This is a genomic window from Pseudomonas sp. Ag1 (genome assembly GCF_000278565.1).
Classification (GTDB): Bacteria; Pseudomonadota; Gammaproteobacteria; order Pseudomonadales; family Pseudomonadaceae; genus Aquipseudomonas.
The window spans coordinates 34,017-50,081 of sequence record NZ_AKVH01000080.1; the positions used below are offsets into that span (position 1 = coordinate 34,017).

The 16,065-nt window shown below is 59.8% G+C and carries 15 protein-coding genes; 3 read left to right on the forward strand and 12 right to left on the reverse strand.

The window, feature by feature from the left end; genetic code table 11:
• Positions 1–6: 6 nt before the first annotated feature.
• A complete protein-coding gene (gene pdxR / locus A462_RS24940; RefSeq protein ID WP_008432589.1) occupies positions 7–1,608 on the reverse strand; it encodes a MocR-like pyridoxine biosynthesis transcription factor PdxR in 1,602 nt (533 codons plus the stop codon).
• Here pdxR and A462_RS24935 point away from each other — a divergent pair.
• Entirely contained in the window at positions 1,607–2,269 is a 663-nt protein-coding gene (locus tag A462_RS24935; protein WP_008432591.1) for an FMN-binding negative transcriptional regulator, read from the forward strand. The two genes, pdxR and A462_RS24935, sit on opposite strands and share 2 nt — an antisense overlap.
• Entirely contained in the window at positions 2,254–3,018 is a 765-nt protein-coding gene (locus tag A462_RS24930) for a sulfite exporter TauE/SafE family protein (RefSeq protein ID WP_003210527.1), read from the forward strand. Before A462_RS24935 ends, A462_RS24930 begins: the two co-directional genes overlap by 16 nt.
• Before the next feature lie 435 nt (positions 3,019–3,453).
• On the opposite strand, the gene A462_RS24925 is transcribed toward A462_RS24930, so the two are convergent.
• On the reverse strand, positions 3,454–4,653 hold the full coding sequence (locus A462_RS24925; RefSeq protein WP_008432594.1) for an MFS transporter: 1,200 nt from the start codon (positions 4,651–4,653) through the stop codon (positions 3,454–3,456).
• 98 nt (positions 4,654–4,751) lie between these two features.
• Between A462_RS24925 and A462_RS24920 the strand changes: the two genes are divergently transcribed.
• On the forward strand, positions 4,752–5,693 hold the full coding sequence (locus A462_RS24920) for a LysR family transcriptional regulator (RefSeq protein WP_008432596.1): 942 nt from the start codon (positions 4,752–4,754) through the stop codon (positions 5,691–5,693).
• Positions 5,694–5,795: 102 nt separating this feature from the next.
• Here the strand turns inward: A462_RS24920 and A462_RS24915 are convergent, their stop codons facing one another.
• From A462_RS24915 to A462_RS24870, 10 genes are all read right to left on the reverse strand, one after another.
• Positions 5,796–6,596 (reverse strand): GNAT family N-acetyltransferase, encoded by an 801-nt coding sequence (locus A462_RS24915; RefSeq protein WP_008432598.1) that lies wholly within the window; start codon positions 6,594–6,596, stop codon positions 5,796–5,798.
• A 385-nt stretch (positions 6,597–6,981) separates the two neighbouring features.
• Positions 6,982–8,478: a methyl-accepting chemotaxis protein gene (locus A462_RS24910; RefSeq protein ID WP_008432600.1), complete on the reverse strand. Its 1,497-nt coding sequence runs from the start codon at positions 8,476–8,478 to the stop codon at positions 6,982–6,984.
• Positions 8,479–8,761: 283 nt separating this feature from the next.
• Positions 8,762–9,655 carry a LysR family transcriptional regulator gene (locus A462_RS24905; protein ID WP_003209726.1) on the reverse strand — a complete coding sequence of 298 codons (894 nt, stop codon included), beginning with the start codon at positions 9,653–9,655 and terminating at the stop codon, positions 8,762–8,764.
• 81 nt (positions 9,656–9,736) lie between these two features.
• Positions 9,737–10,789, reverse strand: coding sequence for an alpha/beta hydrolase (locus A462_RS24900; protein ID WP_008432604.1), 1,053 nt, complete (start codon positions 10,787–10,789; stop codon positions 9,737–9,739).
• A 48-nt stretch (positions 10,790–10,837) separates the two neighbouring features.
• Positions 10,838–11,782, reverse strand: a complete 945-nt coding sequence (locus tag A462_RS24895) for an alpha/beta hydrolase (RefSeq protein ID WP_173406085.1) — start codon at positions 11,780–11,782, stop codon at positions 10,838–10,840.
• Positions 11,783–11,903: 121 nt separating this feature from the next.
• Positions 11,904–12,677: a carboxymuconolactone decarboxylase family protein gene (locus A462_RS24890; protein WP_008432608.1), complete on the reverse strand. Its 774-nt coding sequence runs from the start codon at positions 12,675–12,677 to the stop codon at positions 11,904–11,906.
• A 228-nt stretch (positions 12,678–12,905) separates the two neighbouring features.
• A complete protein-coding gene (locus A462_RS24885; RefSeq protein ID WP_008432610.1) occupies positions 12,906–13,373 on the reverse strand; it encodes a (R)-mandelonitrile lyase in 468 nt (155 codons plus the stop codon).
• A gap of 62 nt (positions 13,374–13,435) precedes the next feature.
• On the reverse strand, positions 13,436–14,428 hold the full coding sequence (locus A462_RS24880; protein WP_008432612.1) for an aldo/keto reductase: 993 nt from the start codon (positions 14,426–14,428) through the stop codon (positions 13,436–13,438).
• Between the two features lie 24 nt (positions 14,429–14,452).
• Positions 14,453–15,043: a flavodoxin gene (locus A462_RS24875; RefSeq protein ID WP_008432614.1), complete on the reverse strand. Its 591-nt coding sequence runs from the start codon at positions 15,041–15,043 to the stop codon at positions 14,453–14,455.
• On the reverse strand, positions 15,040–16,029 hold the full coding sequence (locus A462_RS24870) for an aldo/keto reductase (RefSeq protein ID WP_003209745.1): 990 nt from the start codon (positions 16,027–16,029) through the stop codon (positions 15,040–15,042). Before A462_RS24870 ends, A462_RS24875 begins: the two co-directional genes overlap by 4 nt.
• Positions 16,030–16,065 lie beyond the last annotated feature (36 nt).

Genomic DNA, 16,065 nt, shown 5'->3' on the forward strand with positions numbered 1-16,065 from the left:
CGCATATTAGATGACATAGTCATCCACTGATCCGGACCGAGCCCCAAGCTCTTCAACCTCCCGAACCACCGTGCCAAGAATGCCGATCCCTTCATGAATCTGCTGCGTTGTCAGGCCGGCATAGCCCAAAATGAGCCCTGCCGGTCGCTCGTATTCTACCGACGTGGGTTCGGCAAACAGCGGCGAAAGCGGATATACGCCAACCCCGCGTTCGAGCGCTATCGCCTGCAACGTCGGCTCATCCTGAGCGCGAAGCGCGGGTAGCGTTAATACGCCGTGTAAGCCCGCCGCCATGCCGGCCAGTTGCCCATATTCCGCCAGATGCTGTTCAAAAGCCTCCAGTAATGCCCTTCGCCGCAGTTCATTTTCCCGCCGCAGGCGGCGAACGTGACGCTCATAGGTTCCACTTTCGATCAATGAGGCGAGCACGTTTTGCTCCCAGCGCGGTGAGTGTCGATCGGTCAGCCGTTTTGCTTCACGGAAAACGTGAACCAACTCGCGTGGAAGAACCAGATAACCCAACCTGAGTTGCGGTGAGAGTGCCTTGGAGAACGTTCCGACATAAATGACGCGAGCATCTGCGTCCATGGATTGCAGTGCGTCGATGGGCCGCTGGCCATAGCGAAACTCGCCGCCGTAATCGTCCTCAATGATCCACGCGCGATGTCGCCTCGCCCAACTCAGCAGTTCGAGGCGACGTGCGACAGGAAGCACCGCACCCATTGGAAACTGGTGCGACGGAGTGACAAAGGCCAGGCGCACGCGATCACCTTCCGGCAGAGCACTGGTATCCAGTCCAGAGGCATCGACGGGTATGGGCAACGCCGTCGCGCCCGTGGCCTCAAAGCAATATCTGGCCATGCGGTAGCCAGGCTCTTCGAAGACGAATGCATCTTGCGGGTTCAGCAAAAGCCGGGCGCACAGGTCAAGTCCTTGCTGCGAGCCATGCACGACGAGTATTTGATCCGCATCGCACGCCAGACCGCGTGCGCGTCGCAGATAACCTTGCAGCGCATTGCGCAAGCGCTCTTCCCCTTCGGGGTGGCCGTAAGCGAGGCTCGGTTGACGCTTGACTAGTTCGGAACGGTAGGCGCGCTGCCAACCCAGCGCCGGAAAATCCCTGGTAGCGACCGAGCCGTACCTGAAATCGATGCGGGCTTGGGGTGACGCCATGTTGTACGGCTTCATGATGGCCACTCGTTGCCCGTAAAGGGAAAGCACTGGCGGCAGTTCCTTTTGCTGCGCCGAGTCCCCTTGGGCATGCCCGGATTGAGTGCTGATTATGCTCGCTACCGTGGCGGCCTTGCCCACTGATGTCAGGACAAAGCCTTCGGCCGCCAGTTGCTCGTAAGCCGCCGTTACCGTGGTTCGCGACACGCCGAGTTCGGCCGCGATTGCCCGCGTCGACATGAGCCTCGTGCCGGCGGCAAGCGTGCCGTCTTCTATCTGCGCGCGCAGCCTGGCATAGATCCGACGTTGCGCGCCGCGGGAAAATGCATCCGGATTGGCTGAAAACTGGCCCATGGAAAAACCTCGAAACTGGCACTTTCGATGATGCAGGTCGTGGTCGACATTATGGACTCCCAACAATCCGTAGTGAAATCCCATGTACATTCCCGAACACTTCGCAGAGCACCGCCCGGAACAGTTGCACCGAATTATCCGCGACAATCCGCTGGGCATCCTCGTGACTGAGGGTGAATCCGGCATGGATGCGGACCACATTCCCTTTGAACTCGATACCGGCCACGGAACATACGGGCTGCTGACCGCTCATGTGGCCCGCGCCAATCCTGTGTGGCAACGTTGCGCCGGCGGCACGCCTGTCATGGTGATCTTCAGGGGGGCAGAAGGCTACATTTCGCCCAACTGGTATGCGTCCAAGCACGAAACGCATCGCCAGGTTCCCACATGGAACTACGAGGTGGTGCATGTGCATGGCGTCATGCGCGTGATGTCGGAAGAAAAGCTCCTGCGCCGCACCCTGGCCCAGCTGACTCGCCACCAGGAGTCCAAGGAGATCAAGCCCTGGAAGATGGGCGATGCGCCGCGTGAATATCTGGACGAGATGGTGTCGAGAGTTGTCGGTATCGAGATCGAAATGCAGTGCGTTGAATGCAAGCGCAAGCTCAATCAAAACAAGTCGCACGCTGATCGCTTGTCTGCGATCGCGCACTTGCGCGAGCGCGGGCACGTTGAGCTTTCTTCGATAATGCTGGCCAACCTTGAGCAGCCGGATCAGGGGGCAGCACCGTGGACCTTGAGTTGACCACCACCACGATTCTGGTGACCTTCGCCGGAGTTTTTTTGATCTGCTTTATGAAAGGTGCCTTCGGTGGAGGCTTCTCCATTGTCGGCATTCCGCTGCTGTCGCTGGTGATGGATCCGCTCACAGCCGGCGGACTGCTAGCGCCGTTGTTTATCGCGATGGACCTGTTCGGCCTGCGTTACTGGAAGCCATCCACTTGGTCTAAACCCGACCTGGTGCTGTTGTTACCAGGTCTGATTGTCGGCATCGGTGTCGGCTATCTACTCTTTCGCGTCATGGATCACCGCGCAGTCGCGTTAGTGATGGCGGCGGTTACCCTGATTTTTGTCGGCCTCTGGTTCAAAACCGGTGGGGAAATCAGGGTCAGCCAGCGCTCATCGCTCAAGGCGGTGTCCGCAGGCGTCACCTCTGGGATCACGACTATGGTCGCGCATTCTGGTGGGCCACCATTAGCGATGTACCTGTTGCCGCTCGGTCTAAGCAAGAAAACCTATGCCGGCACCACCAGCATGTTCTTTACCGTAGGCAATCTGCTCAAGGCAGTGCCTTGGCTGCTGTTAGCCAGGCCCACCGGTAACGTGCTAAGCCTGATGGTCATCTGCCTGTTAGCAGTTCCAAGTGGTGTCTGGCTGGGCTGGCGACTGCACACCAAGCTGGATCAACGCCAGATGTACCTTGCCTGCTACTGCCTGCTCGTAGTCACGGCGGTAAAACTTCTGTGGGACGGCATAAGTGGCTATATCGTCTGAAAATGCCTCACCACTATGAGGCCCAACGTTACGGCTATTATCCGATTGGCTGCCAACGGAATGTTAGCAGTCAGAGGCCGTTCAAATGGCCTGTGACCCCACGATGCTCTGCTCGGCTAGGCGTGCTTCATCGAGCTAAAATTAGCGCCTGAGGACTTCGTCAGGGTAGTAACCGAGCATCTGAACTGGACGCAGATACTCAGACGGCGCTCCGAACAATTTAATCGAGCTGCTTAGAGTGACGAAGTTGAGATTGAGCGGCGGCGTAATATCACCGGCATTGCGTGCCGTGGCTTGAGCCTCATCGAGTGCCTCTGAGATGCTGTTGATTGCAGCTCCGGAACACTCCGAGGAAGGCATCACACAGCATTTGTGTGAACTGGCTTGCCTGCATTTTGGCTGAGCCGAATTCGGACTAAGCGGCAGTAAAACCGGTCAGGGCTTGGACAAGCTCCTGAACCCAGCTTGGCCACCCACCTTAACAACCAACCAGGCCAGCAGCACCAATGCCAAGGTTGCCCAGGGGATCGATCCCACGCCTGTCGTCTCAAGCAGTACACCGCCCACTACGGCACTGCCCGCAAACGCGAGGTTCAGTACGGTCACCAGCATCGACTGAGCCACATCGGCACCGTCGGCAGCAGCATTCGCCAAAGCTGTCTGTAGCAGGGTCGGTGCACCGCTGTAACTCAGGCCCCAGGCAGCCATCGCCACATAAACCGCTATGGCAGGCAAGCCACCCAACGCCAATGCCAGCGATACCAGCGCAAACCCGGCCAGGCTCAACAGCACCAACCGCCGCAGCCAGCGGTCAATCAATAGCCCAGTGAGCCAGATACCCACGAGAGCCGCAATGCCGAACGCAAGCAATGCCTGCTCGACCTGTCCATCCAACCCAACCGATGCCAGGAATGCCGCAATATAGGTGTAGAGCATGTAATGAGCCATGATCCACAGCATAACTACCGTCAGCACCGGTCGCACGCCTGGCCTGGACAAAACATGGCCCAGGGACAAGCGCTGACCAGCCCGTTGCCCGGCAAAGTCAGGGACATTCAGCCGAATCCAAACCATCAGCGCCAGGCTCAACGCCGCTAGCAGCCCGAACACATTGCGCCAACCGATCTGCTCACCCAGCCATGCACTCAGTGGTACGCCCAGCGCCAAGGCGACGGGGATACCCAGCATAGCCACTGCCATCGCGCGGCCTTGCAAGGGCGCGGCGACCATGCGTCGCGCGTAACCGGCCAACAGGCTCCACGCCACACCAGTGGCGACCCCGACGATCAGGCGCGCAACCAGGGTGAGGGCAAAATACGGCGACAAGGCAGTTACCGCGTTGCACAAACAGAACACCCCCACTGTCAGTAATAACACAAGGCGCCGTGGCCAACCTTGCAAGGCCAAGGTCAAGGGAACGGCCGCCAGCCCGGAACCGAGGGCACACGCGGTGACCCATTGCCCCGCCCATGCCTGGGAAACCTCAAACGTGTCGGAGATGTGTGGCAACAGGCCGGCGGGTACGCTCTCGTTGGCAGTGGCGATAAAACTCGCGGTGGTCAGGGCCAGTAAGCCAGTGATAGGTAGTTCTGAGGACGGCGGGGGGTTGGGTTGAATCGATTCTTCGCGGTTCATGAGCTTGCTCGAAAAACAGGTGAGGCCTGATTGTGATGAAGTGTCTGTGATTTGATAATTGGTCTAGAATTTGATGCTTAATCAAATCTGGATTGAAGATGGCCACTGATCGATTGGGGGACATGCGCTTGTTCGTTGAGGCTGCCGACCTCGGCAGTCTTTCAGCCGCTGGACGCAAGTTGGGGTTGTCGCCGGCGGCGGCCAGCGCACGGTTGCTCAAGTTGGAGGCGGCGCTGCATACCCGCTTGTTTGATCGCACAACCCGTCAACTGCGCCTGACTGATGAAGGCCGGTTCTATCTGCAGCAATGCTGGGTCGCCTTGCGCGCCATTGATGAGGCGGAGGCAGGGTTGCAGGCGAGTCAGCAGGAAGTACGCGGTAAAGTCCGTCTGTCTGCCTCTACTGACTTTGGCCGTCACCTGCTTAATGACTGGCTCGAGACCTTTTGCGCGCAGCATCCGCAGTTGAAGGTGGCGCTGACCTTGTCGGACGCTATGTCTAACCTGGTACAGGACGATGTCGACCTAGCCATTCGTTTCGGCCCACTGCGTGATAGCTCGTTGATCGCCCGGCAGCTGGCACCCAACTGGCGGGTGCTTTGTGCCTCGCCGGACTACCTGGCGAGCCACGGCGAGCCGCAGACGCCGGCCGAGCTCACCGGGCATAAATTTATTCTGCTGGTGACTCCGGCGGGTCCTTTAAACACCTTTCATTTCAGGGTGGACGGCCAGACATGGAACCACAGTGTGCCATTGGAAAACGCCTGGGAAACCAACGATGGCGCCGTGGCACGTGCTTGGGCATTGGCCGGTCATGGCATTGCACGCAAGACCATTTGGGACGCAGCAGCGGATATCCGTGCCGGGCGGTTGAAGGTGCTGCTGCCTGACTATTGCGTAGCAGAAGCTGGGGTGTTTGCGGTGCTGCATGGCAATCGGTACCGAATTGCCAGAGTGCGGGTCCTGTTGGACTTTCTGGTGGAGCGTTTCAAATGTGCCACCGAGGAACTTCTGCGCGACGTCGATGTGCCGAGGTTTTAAATGAATATGAACAGCTCTGGCTGACTTACCATTTTCGCCATAGGCGCAGCAGCTTTTTACATCTACCGTTCGCACAAGCGGAAGGTAGATTACGAATCTGTTTCAACCATCTGCCAAGCGGTACAGCGCCTGAGCATGAGACGCCGCCAGCCCAATGCGCTGCAAATTGCGGCGACTCTGCGAACTTGGAAGCGCAGTTGCAGCAATCACCAGGCTGCCGTGCTTCCTTGCTTGCTCTATCCGGTGAGATATCAGCGCTCCATGATAGCCCAAGCCTCGTGCATTTTTTCGAGTGGCAGCCGTGCCCAGGTAGGCAACGCCATTGCTGGCCAGGTACATCAACGCGCCTGCAACGACTTGCCCATCAGCTTTAAGGACGTAGATTTTCAGGCGTTCATTCGACATCAGTCCTGCAAAACAAGCCTGGCTCAACTGACGATGCTCTGGCTTGGTATGAAAGCCACTCGCATGAACTGCCGCGAACTCCGGAAGAGAGTCTGAAGTGGCCTCTTCGATGTTGAATAATTGGGGGGTCAACACCGCATCCTCGATGGGGCACGCAAGCTGCAGATGCGTCCACCCCCTCAAACGCTCGAATCGCTCCTCACCCACAAAAGCGAATTGCTCAAACGTCGAGGCTTTCCCGATAAGGGGCGTTACTGTTGAATACTCCGCTGACTCCTTGAGCAAGCTCAGCAGTGAAAGGGGGTTGCCGGTGCTGTCACCGTAGATACGATTGAACATCGGGCTAGGTGTTGCCTTCACCTGAAAGCACGGAAAGGCCCCATTGGAAAACACACGAGCACCAAAAGGATTTCCACTAACCCGCGATAAGCTCTCAACGCGGGAACACAAGTACTCGCTTTCTGCGGCTTCGATGGCATGCGCCCATTCAACATCCATGTGCATCGTCTCTTTGCAAGATTTCCAGGGAAGGTAGCGGTAAATCAACCCCTACGCACCTGCGAGGGCAGTGAAATAGATTGTCGGGCCAATGGGAGAAGTTTGGGCATCTGCCACAGAAGAGACATCGCTTGGCTTGTAGATAATCGACCCGGCTGCGTACATGCTCAAAGCCAATCCGATGTGCGATGACTTGATGGAAGAGGCAAGCCGCTATGCGTTATCCGGCCCACGCTCAAAATGAACACGGCACGTCCAAATAAAGGAGCAGAAAGGGCCCGATTCATTTGATTGAAACCCGATCTGCCCGTAGCGACGCTCACGCCTGGACTAACAATCCGCGTCAGAAGCAGCGCTTGAATCAAGCACCGGCCCATGCTCCCACTCACTGATGAAACCGGCGCCCCAACGCATCCAACCGCACCGCAATCGGCGGTAACCGCTCACTGCTCCTGGCCAGCGTCTCCACATCCTGCGCCGTATTCTGCGCGATGCTCTGCACCGACTGCAGCCGCCCGACAATCTCCACATTCGCCGTGGATTGCTCACGGGTGGTCGACACAATCCGCCCATTCAACTGATCGATCTGCGAAATATCATTGCCCACCGCCCGCAGCATCTCCACCGCCAACTGACTGTCCTCCACGCAGCGCTCCACGCCCTGGCGACTGTCGTGCATGGCCTCAACCGCTTGCCGGCTGCCGTGTTGCAACCCTTCAATAATCGTCTTGATCTCCTGGGTCGACACCGCCGTGCGTTGCGCCAGGCTGCGTACCTCATCGGCGACCACGGCAAACCCGCGCCCTTGCTCACCCGCGCGGGCGGCTTCGATGGCGGCGTTGAGGGCCAGCAGGTTGGTCTGGTTGGCGATGCTGTTGATCACCTCCAGCACCGAGCCGATCTGTTCGGCTTGCACGGCCAGCCCTTCGACCGTCTCGTTAGTGTCGTGGAGGCGGGTGGCGAGTTGGGTGATTTCCAGCTGGGCGCGGCCGACGCTTTCCTGGCCACGGATGATCTGCTGGCTGGCTTGCCCCGCGTGCTCGACGGCATGCTCCACGTGCACGGCAATATGGCCCATGGCATCTTCCAGGCGCTGCATGGAACCGGTCATCTGGGCGATTTCCGCCAGTTGGTGGCGCGCGCCTTTTTCCAGGGTGCCGCTGGCGTGAGCCAGCTCCTGRCCSAGTTGGCCGAGGCCGTGGGAGTCRCGGGCGACGCCGTCGATCAGGCCGGTGATCTGGGTCAGAAAGTGATCGAAACGGGTGGCAAGGGAGACATGSACTTTTTCCGGACTGCCCTTGACGGCCTCACCGCTGAACTGCGTGGTGACGGCGAGCATTTTTTCRAGCATTTCCTGGCTTTCTASCGCTTCKGWCTGGCTGTGCACCGCGAGGTAGAGCAGGGCGACCGTCTCCATCACCACGTAGAACGCGTGGAYGAAAATCATGCTCCAGCCGCCGTGATGCTCCATCACAAACACCGGGAAACCCTGRTGCTGCAAGGCATGAAACACCACGTGGTGTACCGCGATGGTGACAGCGGCCACCAGGATAGGCAGCCAGTCGCGGTAGAACGTCAGCACCGCCAGCAGCGCGAAGATACCGAAGTGCGATTCGATGACACCCTGGGCCTGGTTGATGTGCAACGCCGCCATGACCATCAGGCCGACGCCAAGGGCGCAACGCATCAGGCGGGTGCCGCCGATGACGCGATAGGCCARGGTCAGCACCACGCTGGTGCCGSCGCCTATGAARAGCGCTTGAAGCAGCGTGTCGTGCCAGAACGCCAGGCCCAGGGAGAAGAGGGTCATCAGCCAGATCAGGGCGAGCATGATGCGGTCGGCTTTGCGGTAGTGCTCGATGAAACGGGCTTGGGCAGGCATTCACTCGTACTCCATGTGGACGGGCCGGGGTGAGGCAAGCWTGCGACGTGCCATACGRGCATGCKGGGAGCGAATCGGGTGTRGGGGAGCGGGGGKKGATTGRTGGTAGGAGGTTATCGGCGKTTTTGGGTGGGGCTTTAGGGGGGATAAGCCAGAAGCTGCTTGTTACGAGGGGCAGCAATCGGCTTGCAGCCGGTCGCGCCCGACGCAGTCGATCAAAATCATCTGCTCATTCACGGTTTGAGGGGGCGGGAAAAATTCAGACGCCTTGAAGGTCGATGACTCAGCTCTTGTAGAGTAACGCCTCAACTACAACGCCAAACGCTGACGAATGTTCACGGCGATTGGGGTAGTAGAGATGGTAACCGGCAAAGGGTTGGCACCAATCTTCCAACACCCGCACAAGGCTACCGTCGGCAAGCTCCTTCGCCACCATGTCCTCTGGCAGGAAAGCCAAGCCACATCCCGCCACGGCCGCACGCAGAATGGGCACGCTGCTGTTGAATGTCCATTGGCCTTCGACGCGGGCCTTGAGTTCGTGGCCATCCTTTTCGAAATCCCATTGCATCAGGCTGCCGTGAGTCGGCAGGCGCAGGTTGATGCAGTTGTGCGCCGCCAGATCTCTCGGTTCCATCGGGTAAGGCCGCTGCTGGAAATACTGCGGTGAGCCGACAACGGCGATGCGTAACGATGGCCCGATCGGCACGGCGATCATGTCCTTGGCCACCTGGTCACCCAGTCGAACACCAGCGTCATAGCGCTGCGCGACGATGTCGGCGAGGGCGTAATCGACGGTGATTTCGACCTTGATGTCCGGGTAGTCGGGCAGCACCTTCAGCAGCTTCGGCCAGAGAATATTGTTCGCCGCATGCTCGGACGCCTGAATCCGTACATTGCCGGCGGGGGTGTCGCGAAACTCGCTGACGGCAGCCAGTTCCAGTTCAATTTCTTCAAAGCGCGGCGCCATCGCTTGATACAGGCGTTGGCCCGCCTCCGTTGGTGAAACACTGCGCGTAGTCCGCGTCAGCAAGCGCACGCCCAGCCGGGTTTCCAGTGCCCGCAGAGTGTGGCTCAGCGCTGACTGCGAAACGCCCAGTTGCGCGGCAGCACGGGTAAAACTGCCTTCGCGGGTGATGACCACGAAGGCTTGCAGGTCGTTGAGATTGGGGCGGGACATTGATGAGAACCTCTCATGAGGAGCGCGTGATTATTCCATGAAAGCAGGTCGCGCACGGATGTGCGACCCTTGGCGCGCTGATCACAAGGTGCGTGCGTAAAAATCCGTCAGTTTGCCGATCGCCGCATCGACATAACGCGGCACCCAGTAGGTTTCAATGTGGGTGGCGCCATCGATGATGAACACTTCCTTGTCGGTGGTGCCGGCGGCTTTGGGAAACGCATCCTGAGTCATGTACAGGCTGTCGGCCTTGCTGCCGGCGATCATCAGCAACGGTTGATTGATCAACTCGATATGGTCGGTGGCGTCGAAACGCATCAGGTCAATAAGGCTGCTGGTGGTGTATTTGAAGGTCGAGTTCGGGTGCGCGTGGGTTTTCCAGTAGTACTCATAGCCTTGGCGATACAGTTCGAAAGGCAGTTTGGCAGTCTGCTCATCGGTGAGGTTGGCATCCCCCGTATACAGCACCGCGCCCCCCGCTGCTTCTTGCGCGCGGGCTGCTGATGCCTGTTGCAAACGTTGCTGGATGCTGTCCAGTTGCGAGTCGCTGTAGCCGTTGCGGCGTACTCGACCCGAGTTGAACATGCTCACCGTTGCCAGGGATTTGAAGCGTTTGTCGGTTTGCGCCGCCGCCAACGAATAACCACCGCCGCCACAAATGCCGAGCAGGCCCAGACGATTGTCATCCACGCCAGCGAACTGGCTGATGAAATCGGCCATGCCGTGAATGTCTTCGATGCGATACGCCGGTTTATCGATGCTGCGCGGCTGACCACCGCTGGCGCCCTGATAGGCCGCATCGGCCGTGATGGTGATGTAGCCCTGTTCGGCGAGGCGCTGGGCATACAGACCGGCGACTTGCTCCTTTACGCCGCCATTTGGATGCGCAACCACCACGGTCGGGTAGGTCTTCTTCGCGTCGTAGTTGGCAGGCGTGTAGACGTTGGCGGCGATGTCCAGACCGTTGAGCTTATAGCTGACCGGGTGGATGTTGACCCTGCCCGGTTCGTTGCGGGTGATCGCGCCGTCGTAGGCGAGGGTGAATGGGTTCTTCTTGTAGTCGGCGGCCAAGGCTTCGCCTGCCGAGAGGCCGACCAATGCCGACATGAACGTGGCTTTGAGGGTGTTCTTCACGTGAAGCTCCTGAGCAAAAAAAGGACGGCAGTTGCGAAAGTATTTGGGTCAGTCCAGCTGTTTTTCTTTGAGGAACTGCGCGACCAGGTCAGCGATCTGCACGTTGTTCAGATCCGACATGGGGAAATGGGTATTGCCGTGAATGCCAATCTCCGGCAGGTGTATCAGTCGCACATCACCGCCATGGCGATTGACCGCGTCACGCCAGAGCCGGGCCATTTTCAGGCGTGCGCGCCAACTGTCCTGAGCGGGCAGATCGACTGCCTGTTCCGGGATGTTGTCGCCGTACAGGATCAGAATCGGAATGCGCGTCAGTGCCATGAATTGCTCCATCGGCACCGCTGCGCCTTGCACCGTGTCGAACGCGCTGGGGATCGGCGCCGGCACTTCACCGTCAGCAAACACGAAACTGCTGCCCGGTTCGAACGCCACGATGGCTTTGACCTTGTCGTTCTTGATCGCCGTCAACCAGCCCGGCCCGCCGCCCTGAGAATGGGTAAACAGGATGCCGGGGCCGATTTTGTCGAACAGCGCCGACACACCATCGGAGACCACGCCCATGTCAAACGGCCCGGTGTTCGGTGTCATAGCCCTGAAAAACTGCTCGCGGGTCTGGGCGTCCTGTGCCACTTGCACGCCGTTGAAGTAGCGGGGCCAAAGGCCGATACGGAACTGGTTGAACCACAGTTGTTCGTCCGGCACAGGCTTGATGGTAGTCTCGACCATGCTGCGCCCGGCATCACCACGCCGGGGTTGATCGATCAGATAGACGCCGTAGTGGCGGCGCAGAAAGATGTTCTGAAAACCCTCGCGACCATCGGCGGTGGTTTCCCAGGTCTTGGAAAACTGACCTGCGCCGTGCCACATGACGATGGGCAGTTTTCGCGCGTCCACCGGGATTTGATAGAAGGCGTAGGCGTGGTCACCGTGGTAGGTCTGACCGTTGGGCGTCATCGGTTGGCGCGGGTTGAAGGTGCCCGGTGCCGTGGTCATCGTTCCGCCGGCGGCGAAGCTGCCTTGTTTCTGGATCAGCAGCGGGCCTTCGGAGTGGTTCGCGCAGGCCGCCAACAGGCTCAACAGCATGACGCTCAGCAGACGTTTTGCAGTTCTCATGTCACTTCCTCGACGCCGCGAGGGCTTGGACCAGCGCTGCGTTGGCCCGCTCGGCAGTCTGTGCATCGCCATGCTTTTTCAGCAGTTCGGTGACTAGGTGCAACTGTGCTGCGCTGAGCCCGACGCGCAGGCTCGCCGCCATGTGCGAGCGCAACTGAGGCTCGACCCCCGGCGTCGCTGCCAGCGCTCCGACAGTCGCCAATTCGCGACTTTGCCAGTCGAGGTTGTCGCGCTCGAAGATGTCGCCGAACAGGTGCGTTTGCAGGAACTGGTTGATCACTGGGGCGAACTCGAACACCGGGCCTTTGACCGGGGCGCCGGAGATTTTCGTTTGATTCGCCGTACCCGCTGCCAATAGCTCATCCCCCACCGGTATCACCCGGCTCGGCTCACGCCCCGGCGCATCGTCAAGGCCGCGTTGTTTGCGCGCCTGCACCACGGTCATCAATTCATTCAAGGCGTTGAGGCTGCGCGGGAAGCCGACGTAGGCGTAGAGCTGCACGAGGACTTCGCGGGTTTCGCTAATGGTCAGGCCGGCACCAAGCCCTTGGTTGAGCGCCGTGTTGAGGTTGGGCATGTCGCTGGTCGCCATGAACGCCGCGATCAGTGGAATGGCTTGTTGCTGGCTCGACAAGCGGGCTGCGCTGGCGGGTGTGCTGGTCATGGTGGGCGAAGCCTCGGCTGCTTGAGTGGTGACGCTGAACATCGCCCCGACGCTCAGGCAGAGCGCCATGAGTGTGGGGAGGGCAGTGCGGTTGCGGGTGTCAGTGATCATCGTGAAGGGCTCCATCCATTGCGGGGCGCTGCGGTGTTGCTGGATCGTAAGGAGGATGGTTGTGGCGATTAACCCGGAAATAGCGCATGGACTCATGAGCAGAACTCATGAGTCGACGTGCGATAACCGCTGGAATCCCGGTGCGGGCAGGTTGTTACGGGGCATTGAGGTTACGTGGCGGTTCGCCGCGAACGTGCCGGTCGAGCAGCTTCGACACATTCCGTAACTTTATTGGCCGGCGTATTGCGCCTCCGAGACCTGCTCCGCCCAGGTGACGGTCTTGCCATCCTCGGCTTCAGCGATGGCGATGTGGGTCATGCCGTTGCTGGCCGTGGCGCCGTGCCAGTGACGGGTGTTCGGTGGAATCCAGACAGTGTCGCCCGGATGGATCTCCTGACGCGCGCCACCCTCTTGCTGCACATAGCCGACGCCGGCAGTGACGATCAGCGTTTGTCCCAGCGGATGGGTGTGCCACGCCGTGCGTGCGCCGGGTTCGAAGGTCACCGTGCCGCCACCGATGCGCGCGGGCGCTTCACCTTTGAACAGGCCATCGACGCGTACAGAGCCGGTAAAGTTTTCCGCTGCGCCCTTGATCGAAGGCTGGGATCCGTTCGGCGTAACGCGGATTTCGCTGGCGGCCTGGGACTCTGCCGCCATCAGTGACAAAGCAACGAGTGGCGCAATCAATCGGTTCATCGGATGAGTTCTCCGGTCAGACAGAGAAAGCGACGCCGCACATGGCGCCGCGTCGGGCAGACTCAGAGTCCGGTCATTTTCAGTGCCGACTCCGGCAGACGTTCGCCGTGCACCCGAATCTGTGCCATCTGTTCGTTGATCACGCGCAGATCGTCGCCGTTCAATTGCAGCTCGACCGCGCCCAGGTTTTCTTCCAGGCGATGCTGTTTGGTCGTGCCCGGTATCGGCACAATCCACGGTTTCTGTGCGAGCAACCAGGCCAGTGCCACTTGCGCCGGCGTGGCGTGTTTGCGTTGCGCGACGGCTTTCACCACATCGACCAACGCCAGATTGGCCCTGCGCGCTTCAGGGGAAAAGCGCGGGACGAAATTGCGGAAATCGCTCGCGTCGAACTGCGTGTTCTCGTCGATCTGACCGGTGAGGAAACCGGCGCCCAGCGGGCTGAACGGTACGAAGCCGATCCGCAGTTCTTCCAGCACGGCTAGCAGTTCCAGCTCCGGGCCACGCCAGAACAGCGAATATTCGCTTTGCACCGCCGTGACCGGTTGCACCGCGTGGGCCCGGCGAATGGTTTCCACACCCGCTTCAGAAAGGCCGAAATGCTTGACCTTGCCCTCGGCGATCAGATCCTTGACGGTGCCGGCCACGTCTTCGATGGGCACCTGGGGATCAACGCGGTGCTGATAAAACAGGTCGATGCAATCGGTGCGCAGACGCTTCAACGCCGCTTCGGCCACGGCGCGTATATGCTCCGGGCGGCTGTTGGTGCCGCCGCCACGTGCGCCGGTGATCAGGTCGATATCGAAACCGAACTTGGTGGCGATGACGACCTGCTCGCGGATCGGCTGCAAGGCCTCCCCCAGCAGCTCTTCATTGGCGAACGGGCCATACGCTTCGGCGGTGTCGAACAAGGTGACGCCTTGCTCGTGGGCCGAACGAATCAGCTTGATCATGCTGGCTTGGTCGGCTGCCGGCCCGTAGGCCGACGTCATGCTCATGCAGCCAAGACCCAAGGCGGACACTTCCAGGCCATTACCCAACGTGCGGATTTTCATGGAGTTACTCCGTACAGAATTCGATTAGTGCGTGAGAGGATGATCTTTCAGCCAGCCGTTCACGCGTTCCATGGTCTTGCGCTCCTGCTCACCCTCCATCACAAAACCTTCCAGCACTTTGGCCTTCGGCGCATGCTTGACCAGCACACGGCGGCTGTTGCCCAGGCCATATCCACCATGGGTGTTGAAGGGGATGAGGGTCTTGCCGGTCAGTTCGTGGGCGCTGAGGAATGCGCGCACGATCGGCGGGGCGGTTTCACCCCAGATCGGAAAGCCGAGATAGATCGTGTCGTAGTCGCTGAGGGCGTGAACCGTGTTTTGCAGCTCGGGTTCGAAGCCACTGTCACGTTCCTGGCGCGCCTGTTCCACGGTTTGCAGATAGTCCTCGGGGTAGGCGTGGGCGGGGCGAATCTCGAACAGATCGGCACCCAGTCCACGCTGGATCAGCCCGGCGACCACGCGGGTATTGCCCGAGCGCGAGAAATACGCGACCAGAATCCGCGAGCCCGAACGCGGTGTTTCACTGGCGCCTTGCGCGTCGGCGAGCGACAGCAGCGGGGCGCTGGCCAGTGCGGCGATGACCGTGCGCCGCAGCGGATCGTGATCGGTACTCATCGACCGACGCGCGCCTTGAGAGCCTCGGGATAGCGCTCGCCTTCGATGCGGATCTGCGCCAGCGCGGTATCAATGGCCTTGAGTTCGGCAGCGTCGAGGGTGATGTTCGCGCCGCCGAGGTTTTCTTCCAGGCGATGCAGTTTGGTCGTGCCCGGAATCGGCACAATCCACGGTGCCTGCGCGAGCAGCCAGGCCAGCGCGATCTGGGCCGGTGTCGCTTGTTTCTGCGCAGCAATCTGACGGATCAACACCACCAGACCCTGATTTGCCTGCAGCGCCGACTGGCTGAAACGCGGGACGATGCTGCGGAAGTCGTCACTGCCATAAGTGGAATCGGCCGACACCGTGCCGGTGAGAAAGCCTTTACCCAATGGACTGAACGGTACGAAGCCGATGCCCAGCTCCCAAAGGGTCGGCAGGATTTCCAGCTCAGGCTCGCGCCACCACAGCGAGTATTCGCTTTGCAGCGCCGTGACCGGCTGTACCGCATGGGCGCGACGAATGGTTTGCGCGCCTGCCTCCGACAGGCCGAAGTGCTTGACCTTTCCTTCGCTAATCAGGTCTTTCACCGCCCCGGCAACGTCCTCAATCGGCACGTCCGGATCGACGCGGTGTTGGTAGAGCAAATCGATGTAATCGGTCTTCAGTCGACGCAACGAACCCTCGACGGCTATTCGAATACGTTCGGGCCGGCTGTCCAGAGCCTGTTTTGTATTGTCGGTGCCGACGGCGAAGCCGAATTTTGTAGCGATCACAACCTGGTCGCGAACTGGCGCCAGCGCCTCGCCGACTACTTGCTCATTGATATAGGGGCCGTAGAATTCGGCGGTATCGAAGAACGTGACGCCTCGTTCAACGGCTGAGCGGATCAGTGCGATGGCTTGCTCGGTATCCGTGGCCGGGCCATAGCCATGGCTCAGACCCATGCAGCCGAGGCCGAGGGCGGATACTTCGAGTGAACTGTTGCCGAGTGTGCGTTTGTGCATGTTGATCTCCCGTTGGGCGTGGGGAGACAGTAAGCG

What these genes read in the sequence shown, in the direction of transcription:
- A462_RS24935 (WP_008432591.1), top strand. Translation starts at nt 1,607, where the DNA reads ATGTACATTCCCGAACACTTCGCAGAGCACCGCCCGGAACAGTTGCAC.
- pdxR (WP_008432589.1), bottom strand. Translation starts at nt 1,608, where the DNA reads ATGGGATTTCACTACGGATTGTTGGGAGTCCATAATGTCGACCACGAC.
- A462_RS24925 (WP_008432594.1), bottom strand. Translation starts at nt 4,653, where the DNA reads ATGAACCGCGAAGAATCGATTCAACCCAACCCCCCGCCGTCCTCAGAA.
- A462_RS24920 (WP_008432596.1), top strand. Translation starts at nt 4,752, where the DNA reads ATGGCCACTGATCGATTGGGGGACATGCGCTTGTTCGTTGAGGCTGCC.
- A462_RS24915 (WP_008432598.1), bottom strand. Translation starts at nt 6,596, where the DNA reads ATGGATGTTGAATGGGCGCATGCCATCGAAGCCGCAGAAAGCGAGTAC.
- A462_RS24905 (WP_003209726.1), bottom strand. Translation starts at nt 9,655, where the DNA reads ATGTCCCGCCCCAATCTCAACGACCTGCAAGCCTTCGTGGTCATCACC.
- A462_RS24895 (WP_173406085.1), bottom strand. Translation starts at nt 11,782, where the DNA reads ATGACCACGGCACCGGGCACCTTCAACCCGCGCCAACCGATGACGCCC.
- A462_RS24890 (WP_008432608.1), bottom strand. Translation starts at nt 12,677, where the DNA reads ATGATCACTGACACCCGCAACCGCACTGCCCTCCCCACACTCATGGCG.
- A462_RS24885 (WP_008432610.1), bottom strand. Translation starts at nt 13,373, where the DNA reads ATGAACCGATTGATTGCGCCACTCGTTGCTTTGTCACTGATGGCGGCA.
- A462_RS24880 (WP_008432612.1), bottom strand. Translation starts at nt 14,428, where the DNA reads ATGAAAATCCGCACGTTGGGTAATGGCCTGGAAGTGTCCGCCTTGGGT.
- A462_RS24875 (WP_008432614.1), bottom strand. Translation starts at nt 15,043, where the DNA reads ATGAGTACCGATCACGATCCGCTGCGGCGCACGGTCATCGCCGCACTG.
- A462_RS24870 (WP_003209745.1), bottom strand. Translation starts at nt 16,029, where the DNA reads ATGCACAAACGCACACTCGGCAACAGTTCACTCGAAGTATCCGCCCTC.